Below are 12717 nucleotides of genomic sequence, written 5' to 3'. Positions count from 1 at the left end.
ATGACCGACGAACCGTTCCCGGCGGGCCCGCCCCCGCAGCCCCTGGGCACCCCCCTGGTCCGCCGCGAGGGCCGCGCGAAGGTCACCGGCACCGCCCGCTACGCCAACGACCGCACCCCGCCCGGCTGCGCCTACGCCTGGCCGGTCCCGGCCACCATCGTCCGCGGCCGGATCACCTGTGTGGACACCCGCGACGCGCTCGCCCTGCCCGGCGTCCTCGCCGTCCTCAGCCACGAGAACGCGCCCCGCCTCGCCCCCACCGACGACCCCACCCTCGCCGTCCTCCAGGAGGACCGCGTCCCGCACCGCGGCTGGTACGTCGCGCTCGCCGTCGCCGACACCCTGGAGGCCGCCCGGGACGCCGCCGAGGCCGTCCACATCGGCTACGCCACCGACGGCCACGACGTCCTGCTCACCCCCGACCACCCCGGCTGCTACGTCCCGGAGAAGGTCTACGGCGGCCCCGGCGCCCGCGAACGCGGCGATTTCGACACCGCGTTCGCCGCCGCTGCGACCACCGTCGACGCCACCTACACCATGCCCTCCCTGCACAACCACCCGATGGAACCGCACGCCGCCACCGCCCGGTGGGACGACGGGCACCTCACCGTCCACGACTCCAGCCAGGGCGCCACCAAGGTGTGCGAGGAGCTGGCCGCGCTGTTCAAGCTCGGCACCGACCAGGTCACCGTGGTCTCCGAACACGTCGGCGGCGGCTTCGGCTCCAAGGGCACCCCGCGCCCGCACGTGGTGCTCGCCGCGCTGGCCGCCCGCTACACCGGCCGCCCGGTCAAACTCGCCGTGCCGCGCCGCCACATGCCCGCCGTCGTCGGCCACCGCACCCCCACCGTCCAGCGGGTCCGCCTCGGCGCCGGACCGGACGGCACGATCACCGCCCTGGCCCACGAGACCCTCTCGCACACCTCCACGGTCACCGAGTTCGTCGAACAGGCCGCCATCCCGGCCCGCATGATGTACACCTCGCCCCACAGCCGCACCGTGCACCGCGTCACCGCCCTCGACGTGCCCACCCCCTCCTGGATGCGCGCCCCCGGCATGTGCCCGGGGATGTACGCGCTGGAGTCCGCCGTCGACGAACTCGCCGTGGCCCTGGGCGCCGACCCCGTCGAACTGCGCGTGCGCAACGACCCGGCCACCGAACCGGACAGCGGCCGCCCGTTCAGCAGCCGTCACCTCGCCGAGTGCCTGCGCCGCGGCGCGGACCGCTTCGGCTGGCTGCCCCGCGACCCGCGCCCCGCCGTCCGCCGCCGCGGCGACCTGCTGCTGGGCACCGGCGTCGCCGCGGCCACCTACCCCTTCTCCGTCGACGCCTCCGAGGCCGAGGCGCACGCCGCCCCGGACGGCGGCTACCGCGTGCGGATCAACGCCACCGACATCGGCACCGGCGCCCGCACCGTCCTCGGCCAGATCGCCGCCGCCGCGCTCGGCGTCCCCGGCGACCGGATCGCCCTGGAGATCGGCAGCAGCGACCTGCCGCCCGCGGTGCTGGCCGGCGGCTCCATCGGCACCGCCTCCTGGGGCTGGGCCGTCCACAAGGCGTGCACCGCCCTGCGGGACCGGCTGCGCGACCACCGCGGTCCGCTCCCCGCCGACGGCCTCACGGTCACCGCGGACACCCACCGGGAGACCGCCGAGTCCTCCGGGTACTCCCGGCACGCCTTCGGCGCGGTCTTCGCCGAGGTGCAGGCCGACACCCGCACCGGCGAGGTCCGGGTCCGCCGGCTGCTGGGCCAGTACGCGGCCGGCCGCATCCTCAACCCCCTCACCGCCCGCTCCCAGTTCACCGGCGGGCTGATCATGGGCCTGGGCATGGCCCTGACCGAGGGCAGCTCGCTGGACCCCGCCTTCGGCGACTTCACCGCCCGCGACCTGGCCTCGTACCACGTCCCGGTCAACGCCGACGCCCCGGTCGTCGAGGCGTACTGGCTCGACGAGGAGGACCCGCACCTCAACCCCATGGGCAGCAAGGGCATCGGCGAGATCGGCATCGTCGGCACCGCCGCGGCCATCGCCAACGCCCTGTGGCACGCCACCGGCCACCGCTTCCGCGACCTCCCGCTGACCCCCGACAAGGTTCTGACCGCCCTGACCGCCGCGACCGCGCCGGCCGCCCCCGGCGCCTGACGCCCGCGCGGCCCGGCGCGTCCGGGGCAACTCCGACGGCTCAAGCGCTGTTGCGGCCCCGCAACGGGCGGGTCAGCATGGCAGTCAACCCATACGTGACGGAAGCTCACTCTTCGTGTTCGGGGTTCGTTGGTCCAACGAGGTGAAGGACGTGAGCCTCGCGGTGAGGAGCCACGACATGACACTTCCCGGCGGCCGGCACTACACGGTCGAACTGCACGTCTCGGCGGAGCGCGTCCCGCAGATCCGGCGGATCGTCGCCGCGCATCTGCGCCACTGGGATCTCGCGCCGCAGATCCCGCCCGTGTGCGAGGGAGTGGCGGAGCTCCTGACCAACGTCCACCGCCATGTCGGCGCCGAGGCCCGCTGCGTGGTCGAACTCCGCTGGAGCGGCCGCCAGCTGACCGCCTCGGTCACCGACGACGGCCCCCAGCTGCCCCGGCTGGACTCCGCCGCCGGCGGCGGACTCGCCCGCATCGCCGCGCTCAGCGACAGCTGGGGCACCTGCGCCACCGCCGGCGGCAAGGTCATCTGGTTCACCCGCCGCGTCGAGGCGCCCCGCACCGCGCCGGCCGCCCCGCCGGTGCGGCCGCGCGGCGTCCCCGACGCGGGGGAGCCCGCGTCCGCGGCGGACGGTCCGCTGCCCGCGCCCACCGCGGACGGCCCGGTCCCGGCGGCCGGCACCGCGGTGGAGCCGGCGGCGGGACCCGCCCCGGCCGTATAACCGCACCCGCACCCGCACCGGCCCCGACGGCCGGCGGGCCACGGTCCTCGCACCGCGGCCCGCCGGCCGTCGGGCGTTCCCGGGCCCGCCGCCCGCCGCCCGGCCGCGAGTTCGCCCCCCGTACGGTGAGGTGTCACCTCCGGGACACTCCCTCTTCCCGGGCCCTCGTTCCTCTTGGAACACTGCGCAGTCCGCACCGTCACACCGTCAACCTGTCATCCCCACCCACCATCACGCTGTCACCCCCACCCACCATCACCCTGTCACCTCCCACCCACCATCACCCTGTCACCTCCCACCCACCATCACCCCGTCCTCCCTCACCCGCGAGGTCCCCACCGCACATGGCTGACATCAACCGCCGGCGCTTCCTCCAGATAGCCGGCGCCACCGCAGGCACCACCGCCCTGTCGAACAGCATCGCCCGGGCCGCGGCCATCCCGGCCCGGCGCAGCACCGGCTCCCTCAAGGACGTCGAGCACATCGTCGTCCTGATGCAGGAGAACCGTTCCTTCGACCACTACTTCGGCACCCTCAGGGGCGTCCGCGGCTTCGGCGACCCGCGCCCGGTCACCCTGCCCAGCGGCAAGCCCGTGTGGTACCAGAAGGACGGCACCAAGGACGTCCTGCCCTACCACCCCGACGCCGCGAACCTCGGCATGCAGTTCATCGCGGGCCTCGACCACGACTGGCACGGCGGCCACCAGGCGTGGAACAACGGCCGGTACGACCAGTGGATCCCCGCCAAGGGCACCGGCACCATGGCCCACCTGACGCGCCAGGACATCCCGTTCCACTACGCGCTCGCCGACGCCTTCACCGTCTGCGACTCCTACCACTGCTCGCTGATGGGCGCCACCGACCCCAACCGCTACTACATGTTCTCCGGCTGGGTCGGCAACGACGGCTCCGGCGGCGGCCCGGTCGTGGGCAACGAGGAGGCCGGCTACAGCTGGACCACCTACCCCGAGCGCCTGGAGAAGGCCGGCATCTCCTGGAAGATCTACCAGGACATCGGCGACGGCCTGGACGCGGCCGGCAAGTGGGGCTGGATCGACGACGCCTACCGCGGCAACTACGGCGACAACTCCCTGCTCTTCTTCGACCAGTACCGCGACGCCAAGCCCGGCGACCCGCTCTACGACAAGGCCCGCACCGGCACCGACGCCAAGCGCGGCGACGGCTACTTCGACCGGCTCCGCGCCGACGTCAAGGCCGGCACCCTGCCGCAGATCTCCTGGATCGCCGCCCCCGAGGCGTTCTCCGAGCACCCCAACTGGCCCGCCAACTACGGCGCCTGGTACGTCTCCCAGGTCCTGGACGCGCTCACCGCCAACCCCGACGTGTGGAGCCGCACCGCCCTGTTCATCACCTACGACGAGAACGACGGCTACTTCGACCACGCCGTCCCGCCGTTCCCGCCCGCCTCCGCCGCCCAGGGCCGCTCCACCGTGGACACCGCCCTGGAGCACTACCCCGGCAGCGCCGGCTACGCCGCCGGCCCCTACGGCCTCGGCCAGCGCGTCCCGATGCTGGTGGTCTCCCCGTGGAGCACCGGCGGGTACGTCTGCTCCGAACTGTTCGACCACACCTCGATCATCCGGTTCATGGAGCGCCGCTTCGGCGTCCACGAGCCCAACATCACCCCCTGGCGCCGCGCCGTCTGCGGCGACCTGACCTCGGCGTTCGACTTCTCCCTGGAGAACAGCAAGCCGGCCGCGCTGCCGGACACCAGCGGGTACCGGCCGCCGGACCACCAGCGGCACGGCAGCTACGTCCCCACGCCGCCCGCCAAGCCCGCCCTGCCGGTGCAGGAGTCCGGCTCCCGGCCCACCCGCCCGCTGCGCTACGTCCCGCTGACCGACGGCACCGCCGACCCCGCCGGCGGGCGCTTCACCCTCACCTTCAGCGGCGGCGCCGCCACCGGCGCCTGCTTCCTCGTCACCTCGCCCAACCGCACCGACGGCCCCTGGACGTACACCACCGAGGCCGGCAAGACCGTCTCCGACACCTGGAACACCGCCTACTCCCAGGGCAGTTACGACCTGACGGTGCACGGCCCCAACGGCTTCCTGCGCACCTTCAAGGGCCCCGGCAAGAAGCGGACTCCCGAGGTGACCGCCCGCCACAACGCCGCCTCCGGGCGCGTCGAGCTGTCCTTCACCAACCCCGGCCCGGCCCCCTGCACCTTCACCGTCGCCAACGCCTACACCGGCACCCGGCAGACCGTCCGGGTGGACCCGGGCAGCACCCTCACCCAGGCCGTCGACCTCGGCCCGAGCCGGCGCTGGTACGACCTGACGGCCACCGCCGACGCCGACGCCGGCTTCCTGCGCCGCTTCGCCGGCCACGTCGAGACCGGCGCACCGGGCGTCAGCGACCCCGCCCTCCGCACCGGCTGACCCACCCGCGGCCGGGAGGCACCGCACCCCCGCCTCCCGGCCGCCCCCTTCCCCGCCCCCCGCCGGAGTGCCGCCTTGCCCTGGAGCGCACTCCAGCTCCTAGCGTGGGAGCCACCACGACCGAAGGGGAACACGTGCGGTACACACTGTTCGGGAAGACCGGCCTGCGGGTGAGCGAACTGGCCCTGGGCACCATGACGTTCGGCGAGGAGTGGGGCTGGGGCAGCAGCCGGGAGACCAGCGCCCGCGTCCTGGACGCCTACGCCGACGCCGGCGGCAACTTCCTCGACACCGCCAACAACTACACCGGCGGCACCTCCGAGACCCTCCTCGGCACCCTCCTGGCCGGCCGCCGCGACCGGTTCGTGCTGGCCAGCAAGTACACCTGCGCCACCGCCGAGGGCGACGTCAACGCGGCCGGCAACCACCGCAAGAACCTCGTCCGGTCCGTCGAGGACAGCCTGCGCCGGCTGGACACCGACCGCCTGGACGTGCTGTGGGTGCACGCCCGCGACAACTTCACCCCCGTCGAGGAGGTGATGCGCGCCCTGGACGACCTCGTGCGGTCCGGCAAGGTCCTCTACCTGGGTGTGTCGGACTGGCCCGCCTGGGAGATCGCCCAGGCCAACACCCTCGCCGAACTCCGCGGCTGGACCGCGTTCGCCGGCTCCCAGCTGCGCTACAGCCTGCTGGAGCGCACCGTGGAGCGCGAACTGCTGCCGCAGGCCCGCGCCTTCGACCTGGCCGTGCTGGCCTGGGCGCCGCTCGCGGCCGGCAAGCTCACCGGCAAGTACCGGCGCGGCGAGTCCGGCCGGCTGACCGCGGAGGGCGCGCTGGGCTTCCGGGACCACAACGAGGACGAGACCGTCACCGCCGTCCTGGAGATCGCCGAACAGGGCGGCTGGACGCCCGCCCAGGTGGCGCTGGCCTGGCTGCGGCAGCGCCCCGGCAACGTCATCCCGATCATCGGCGCCACCAAGGAGTCCCAGCTGGCCGACAACCTCGCCAGCCTGGACGTCACCCTCGACGCGGCCGCACTGGCCCGGCTGGACGAGGTCAGCGCGGTCCCGCTCGGCTTCCCGCACGACTTCCTCCGCGAGGAGGGCATCACCCGGACCGTGCACGGCGACCGCTGGGCCGCCATCGACGACCGCCGCTCCACCTACCGGCGCACCGCCCACGACATCCGGTGAGCCGGCCGGGCCGGGGCACCGGCCCGGCCCGGTGCCCCGCCGCGCGGCTACTTCAGCGCGCTCCGCTGCTGCCACTGCGACCAGGTCTCCTGCCAGACCTCCAGGCCGTTGCCGACGTCGGTCTTCTTGGTGCTGGTGGTGCCCTTCACCTCGACCGTGGAGCCGACGCTGAGGAAGTCGTAGACCCGCTTGGCGTCCGAGGTGGTCATGCCGAAGCAGCCGTGGCTGTTGTTGACCACGCCGAGGGACTTGTTCCACGGGGCGGAGTGCAGGAAGGTGCCGGACGCGGTGAGGTGGGTGACCCACTGGGAGTCCAGCATCCACTCGTTGCCGTGGCCGATGGTCGCGGAGTCCATGGTCTCGGCGGCGTTCTTGCTGCGGACGGTGTGCACCCCGCCGCGGGTCGGGTCCTGCGGGGAGCCCGCGGAGCCCCGGATGGTGCCCACCGGCTTGCCGTCCGCGTACATCGTCAGGGTGTGCGCGGGCACGTCGATGACGGCCTTGTGGTCGGCGCCGATCGAGAAGTCGAAGTCGTAGTCCCGCACGAACCAGCGGTCGTCGCCGGAGTTGATGCCGGACAGCGCGCCCCGGACGGAGACCTTGGTGCCGGACGGCCAGTAGTCCTTGGGCCGCCAGTCGATCCGGTCCTTGCCCGACCAGTCCTTCACCCAGCCCCAGGCGCCCTCGACGTGCGGCTGGGTGGTGACCTTCAGCGCCTTCTCGATCTCGGCGCGGCTGCTCTTGGCCACCGGGTGGTCGAAGAGGATGGAGACCGGCATGCCGGTGCCGACGGTCTGCCCGTTCCCCGGGGTGTTGGTGAGCTTGTTGACCTTCCCGGCCTGCTCGGTGGTGAACTTCGCGGTGGCCGCGGACTCCTTGCCGCCGGACGAGGTGGCCTTGGTGTGCACGGTGTAGGTGGTCGCGGGGCGGACCTTGCCCTGCGAGGTCCAGGACGACCCGTCGGCGGCCAGCCGGCCGGGGACCGCCGCGCCCTTGTCGTCCTTGACGTCGACGGCGGTCAGCCGGCCGCCGTCGGCCTTGACGGATATCGGTGCGCCGAGCTTCGCGGCGGAGCTGCCGGCCACCGGGGTGACCGTCACCTTGGCCGCCGGCGCCTGGGACTGCGAGGCGCCGGTGCCGCACGCGGTCATCAGCAGTCCCGCGGCGAGGGCGGCGGGTATCAACCGGGTGGTGGGGCGACGCGTTCCGGCGTGCACGAGAGTTCCTCCAAAGCTGAACAACGGACAGCGGCGGAGCCAGAGGCATCCGCCGCATATACAGAGGGTTTGTCCGCTTCAGAGGTTGTGCGATGCATCGGATAATCAGGACACAGTTCGATATCGGTGTTCCCAAGGCGTACGCGTGTGCGGGGTGGCGGGGTCGGGCGGCGGTCAGCCGGTCGAGCCGCCGGTGGTCCCGCCGCCGCCCGTGCTGCCCGGTCCGCCCGGGGGGCCGGGCGACCCGGGTGTGCCGCCGGGGCCGGTCTCCCCGGGCCCGGTGGGCCCCGGTGCGGTCGGCGGCGTCGTCCCGCCGCCCGGCCCCGACGGGGTCTCCGGCGTCGTCCCGCCGCCCGGCCCCGACGGGGTCACCGGCGTCGAACCGCCCCCGGGCGGGGTGGACCCCGGTGTCCCGGGGGACGGGGAGAACGGCGACTGGGAGGGCGGCGCGGTCGGCTGGTCCGTGTCACCGGTGTCGCCCTGCGGGCGCGTGAAGTACTGACCGGTGTCCGGGTCGAGCAGCGTGAACGTCTGCACCGGGTGCGGCGCCGGCTTCACCGCCACCACATTCGCGTCCCGGTAGCCCGGCCAGGGCTTGCCCACCGTCTTCACCGCGCCCTTGACCGGCACCGGCGGCGTCAGCGGGTTGCCGCACGCGCACCGCACCCGCGGCACCCCGTGCGCGTCCACCATCACCGCGGTGCCCGTCTGTAGCACCGCCTGGAAGGAGGTGGCCCGCCCGTCCCGGAAGCCGTGGTTGGTGACCCGGGTGTCCACCAGCAGCTGCACCGAGGTCAGCCCCCGCAGGTACTGCGGCAGTTGATCGGTGCTCACCCCCACCACACCGGCGAACGCCCGCGCCTTCTCCGGGGCGCCCTGGAGGTAGCGGATCTGCTTCTCGACGTCGCAGCTGGCGTTGGAGCGGCTGCCGCCGTACAGGCCGGGCGCCGCGCCGGACACGCTGGGGTGCCGGTGGTCGCCGTGCGGCGGCAGGGACGGGGTGGCGGTCGGGGACGCGGTGCCGCCGCCGTTCACCGTCGAGCCGGTGAACGGGTCCTGGCCCGCCGAGGCAGCCGGTTCCAGGAACACCTCGCCCTGGGTGCCGCCCCCGCCGCCGGGACGGGTGAGCACCACCGCCAGCACCACCACCACGACCACCGCGGCCGCGGCGAGCGCGACCCGCGGCGCCGAGCGCCACCACGGCCGGTGCTCCCCGCCGCCGCTCGCACCGCCGCCCCCGCCTCCGCCGCCCCCGCCGCCGGGGCCGCCCGGGGGAGGGGGCTCACCGGTCCCGGGGGCGGTGGCCTGCCCCGGCTGCTGCCAGGGGCGGGTCGGCTCGTGCGCGGGCTCGGTGGGCGCACCGGACGGGGAACCGGAGAGCGGACCCGACGGCGGGCCGGTCGGCCGGCTCTCCGGCTGGCTGTCCGACGGCGGTGGAGATGTCACGGTTCCTCTTCCCGGCACGGTGCGGCCGTCCGGCCCGTCCGGCCGTCCGGCGGTGTCGAGGCGAAGGCCGCGGCTGCATGCGGCTGTTCGGCCATTTCGCGTCAATTGTCTGTCCGGGGTCGCCGTCTTCCGCAAGCGGACGGCACCCGCCGTGCGTACCGTGGCCTGGACGGCACCCCGGCCCCCGTGCCCCGCAGGAGACCCCGTGAGCCAGACACGCGGCCCGGCAGCGGCCGGCCCCGGAAACCCGGCCCCGCACGGCGCACCGCCCGCCCTCCGCGGCTGGGCGGAAGCCCTCGGCACCGCCCTGGCGGGCCTGGCCGCTATGGCGGTGACCGCCGCGCTGGGCCTGTGGGCGGCCGGGGCGGCGGGCCTGCCGGGCGGAGGGTTCCCCGCCGTGGTCGCGGCCGCCGTGGTCGCCGCCGCCGGCGGTTCGCTCACCGCGACCGGCGACGCCGGTTTCCTCGCCCGGGCCGGTGCCGCCGTGGACGCCGTCCCGCTGTCGGTGACGCTCGCCGGGGCGCTGGTCCTCGCCGCGCTCTTCCGGCGGCCGCTGCGCCACCGCGCGGTCGCCCCGCCCGGCGAACTGCTCGGCCGGATGGCCCGAACGGCGGTCTGCTGGCTGGTCCTGCTGCTGCTCGTGGCGCTCGCCGCCCGCCACCGCTTCACCCTCTCGGTCGGCAGCGGCCTCGCCGACCGGATCGGCGCCGCCCTGGGCACCACCCCCACCGTCGGCTTCCGCGCCGACCTGCCCGCCACCCTCGGCTACGGCCTGCTGTGGGTGCTCGCCGTCCTGGTGCTGTCCTTCGCCGTCTCCCGCAAGGCCCCGCTCCCCCCGGGCCTGCTGCGCCTCCCGTACGCGGTCCGCCCGCCCGCGTCCGCGATGCTGCTGGTCCTGCTGGTCTACACGGCGCTCGGCCTGCTCGCCGGTCTCGCCGAACTGGCCACCGGCGACCACCCGGCCCGGACCCTGGCGGTGCTCCTGCTGGGCCTGCCCAACCTGGCCTGGCTGGCGCTGGGCATCGGCACCGGCGGCGGCTGGACCGGACACGTCGACCGGGCCCTCGGCCTGCCCCTCCCGCACCCCCTGGAACAGGTCCTGGGCCGGGCCGGGCAGCACACCCTCGACCTCGGTTCGCTCGGCGCGTACGACGGGCGGGTGTGGTGGCTGGTGGCGGTGGCCGCGGTGGTGCTCCCGGCCGCGGCGTTCGCCGCCGCGGTCCGCGCACCGGCCCGCACCCCTGCCTGGCGGCACGCCCTGGAGATGGCGGTGGCGCTGGCGCTCACCCTCCTCGTCGTCGGCCTGGCCACCCGGATCGACGCCCACTACGGGCTGTCCCTGATCGGTGTCGGGGATCTCGGCGGGGATCTGGGCGGCGCGGTCACGCTGGAGCCGCAGTCGGCGCGGCTGCTGGGGGTGGGCGCCGGGTGGGGGCTGGTGACCGGGTTCGCCGGCGCCCTGGCGGCCCGCCGGGTCCGGCACCCCGGCGAGGTCCGCGACGCCCGCCGGCCCCCGCCGGCGGGCCGCTGACCGGGGTCGGCCACCCGCCCTCGGGGCCGCCCGCCGCGGACCCTGGATCCGTCCCACGGCGGCCCCGGCCCCCGGCCCGCGCCGCCGCCCCGGCCGGGCGCGCGCCGTGGGCCGCGCCTACGGATTCCCGGCTCACGCTTCCCCCGGCGTACGCTTCCGGCCGCGCTCACGGGTCCCGCCGGCCGAGCGGGCCGGGGAACACCGGGAGCGCCCAGCGCGGGGGCGGCGGGGGAGCGGCACCGGGCCCGGCGCCGCGCGGCGTGCGGCCCGCCGGGACGTCCACCCGGGTCGCGGCCGGCCCCGGCCGGGTGCCGGCCGCGACCGGGGTGCGCCCGGCCGCCCGCAGCGCCGCCACGAACCCCCGGCAGGTCTCGTACCGCTCCTCCGGCGCCTTGGCCAGCGCGCGGGCGAACACCGCGTCCACCGCCGCCGGCAGGTCCGGCCGCAGCTCGGTCGGGACCGGCGGCGGGTCGTACTGGTGGGCCCAGAGCAGCGCCATGTCGTCGTCGCGGCGGAACGGCGGCGCGCCGGTCAGCATCTCGTACGCGACGCAGGCCAGTCCGTAGACGTCGCAGCGGCCGTCCACCGGGCGTCCGGAGATCTGCTCGGGCGCCACGTAGTCCAGCGTCCCGACGAACTGGCCGACGCTGGTGAAGCCGGTCAGCGACAGGGACTTCTTGGTCAGTCCGAAGTCGGTGAGGTAGACGTGCTCGGGGCGGTCGGTGTCGGTGCCCTCGGCGACCAGGATGTTGCCGGGCTTGACGTCCCGGTGCACCAGGTCGTGGGCGTGCGCGGCGTCCAGCGCGGACGCCACCTGGAGGGCGATCCGGCAGGTGGTGTCGAGCGGCAGCCGGCCGTCGCGGTCCAGCAGCGCCCGCAGGTCGCGGCCCTGCACGTAGCGCATCGCGAGGTAGAGCAGGCCCTCGGTCTCCCCGGCCTCGAAGACCGGGACGATGTGCGGGTGGTCGATGGCCGCGGCGACCCGCGACTCGTGCGCGAACCGCTTCCGGAACGTGTCGTTCCGGGCGAGTTCGGGGGCCAGCAGCTTCAGCGCGACGGTCCGGCCCAGCCGCAGGTCCTCGGCGCGGTAGACCACTGCCATCCCGCCCCGCCCGATCTCGTCCCCGAGCAGATACCCGGCGATCCGGCGGCCGCGCAGCCCGGAGGAGTCGGGCACGGTCGTCCGCTCCCGGGGCCGGCCGCCGCCCGGTGTCCCGTTCACGCCGGCTCACCCGGCCCGCCCGGCGCGGGCGCCCCCGGCGGGGCCGCAGGCGGGAACGGCGGCGGGAACTCCGCCTCCCCGGGCAGCCCGCCCGCGGAACCGGGGCCGGAACCGGACCCGGGGCCGGACCCGGGGCCACCCGCCTCCCCGGAACCACCACCCGCCCCGGAACCACCACCCGCCCCGGTCCCCTCGCTTTCGTCCTCCCGCTCCGCCCCGCCCCCGGAGACCGCCCCGCCCCCGGAGTCGGTTCCGTCCCCGGAGCCCGCCCCGGCCTCCGCGTCCGGCCCCTCCGCCACCGCGAACGTCACCAGGGACGCGCCGTCGCAGTAGGACCAGCGCTCGTGCCGGGCGTCGTAGAGCCACACCGCGTCGCCGTCGGCGACCGCCCCGATCCGCGTCCCGCGGGTCCGTTCCGCGAACGCCTCGCGGTCCAGCTGGCCGGCGAGCAACTCCTCGACCAGCTGCCGGAAGCGGGCCAGCGCGCCCTCGGCGGCGGCCAGCAGCGGACGCGGGTCCGCGGTCCGCGCGGTGGGCTGCCCGGCCGCCGGCGGCCGGTGCGGCAGCGGCAGCAGCAGCCGCCCGTCCACCCACGCCGACCAGCCGTTGGAGCACCGCGCCCGGGCCCAGTCACCGTGCCGTTCGACGACCTGGACGGGCAGCAGCGGATCGAGCGGGACCAGCGGCCGGGTGGCGTCCGGCACCGCCCAGGTCGCCATCCCGTCCGGCGGGACCACATGGCTGGGACGGAAGTCCGGCGCGGTCACAGGCGGCTCCTCGGCACTCCTCGCGCACGGCCGCGGCGCCGTGCGCACCTTCCTCCGGCTGCCGGCGTCA

General features: G+C 75.6%; 9 protein-coding genes. 5 read left to right on the top strand and 4 right to left on the bottom strand.

The genetic code is table 11. The features are described 5' to 3' along the window. The 4 genes from MUU72_RS20880 to MUU72_RS20865 all read left to right on the top strand — a co-directional run bounded on the left by MUU72_RS20880 (position 1) and on the right by MUU72_RS20865 (position 6464). The gene (locus MUU72_RS20880) at positions 1 to 2145 is read left to right on the top strand and encodes a xanthine dehydrogenase family protein molybdopterin-binding subunit (protein WP_248014856.1); all 2145 of its coding nucleotides are present in this window, start codon (positions 1 to 3) and stop codon (positions 2143 to 2145) included. A gap of 178 nt (positions 2146 to 2323) precedes the next feature. Beyond that, positions 2324 to 2869, top strand: a complete 546-nt coding sequence (locus MUU72_RS20875; RefSeq protein ID WP_248014855.1) for an ATP-binding protein — start codon at positions 2324 to 2326, stop codon at positions 2867 to 2869. A gap of 344 nt (positions 2870 to 3213) precedes the next feature. Then, entirely contained in the window at positions 3214 to 5271 is a 2058-nt protein-coding gene (locus MUU72_RS20870; RefSeq protein ID WP_248014854.1) for a phosphocholine-specific phospholipase C, read from the top strand. Positions 5272 to 5405: 134 nt separating this feature from the next. Beyond that, positions 5406 to 6464, top strand: coding sequence for an aldo/keto reductase (locus MUU72_RS20865; RefSeq protein WP_248014853.1), 1059 nt, complete (start codon positions 5406 to 5408; stop codon positions 6462 to 6464). Positions 6465 to 6511: 47 nt separating this feature from the next. Here the strand turns inward: MUU72_RS20865 and MUU72_RS20860 are convergent, their stop codons facing one another. Together MUU72_RS20860 and MUU72_RS20855 are read right to left on the bottom strand one after the other, a co-directional pair. Next, positions 6512 to 7681 (bottom strand): L,D-transpeptidase family protein, encoded by a 1170-nt coding sequence (locus MUU72_RS20860; RefSeq protein ID WP_248014852.1) that lies wholly within the window; start codon positions 7679 to 7681, stop codon positions 6512 to 6514. Positions 7682 to 7855: 174 nt separating this feature from the next. After that, entirely contained in the window at positions 7856 to 9127 is a 1272-nt protein-coding gene (locus tag MUU72_RS20855) for a DUF6777 domain-containing protein (protein WP_248014851.1), read from the bottom strand. A gap of 205 nt (positions 9128 to 9332) precedes the next feature. On the opposite strand from MUU72_RS20855, the gene MUU72_RS20850 reads away from it, so the two are divergent. Further along, a complete protein-coding gene (locus MUU72_RS20850; protein WP_248014850.1) occupies positions 9333 to 10658 on the top strand; it encodes a streptophobe family protein in 1326 nt (441 codons plus the stop codon). A gap of 166 nt (positions 10659 to 10824) precedes the next feature. On the opposite strand, the gene MUU72_RS20845 is transcribed toward MUU72_RS20850, so the two are convergent. Further along, a complete protein-coding gene (locus tag MUU72_RS20845) occupies positions 10825 to 11880 on the bottom strand; it encodes a serine/threonine-protein kinase (protein WP_372503233.1) in 1056 nt (351 codons plus the stop codon). Next, entirely contained in the window at positions 11877 to 12647 is a 771-nt protein-coding gene (locus tag MUU72_RS20840; RefSeq protein WP_248014849.1) for a hypothetical protein, read from the bottom strand. Before MUU72_RS20840 ends, MUU72_RS20845 begins: the two co-directional genes overlap by 4 nt. Between the last annotated feature and the right edge of the window lie 70 nt (positions 12648 to 12717).

It is taken from the genome of Streptomyces rhizoryzae (assembly GCF_023155275.1).
GTDB classification, from domain to species: domain Bacteria; phylum Actinomycetota; class Actinomycetes; order Streptomycetales; family Streptomycetaceae; genus Streptomyces; species Streptomyces rhizoryzae.
This window is presented reverse-complemented; position numbering and strand designations above follow the sequence as displayed.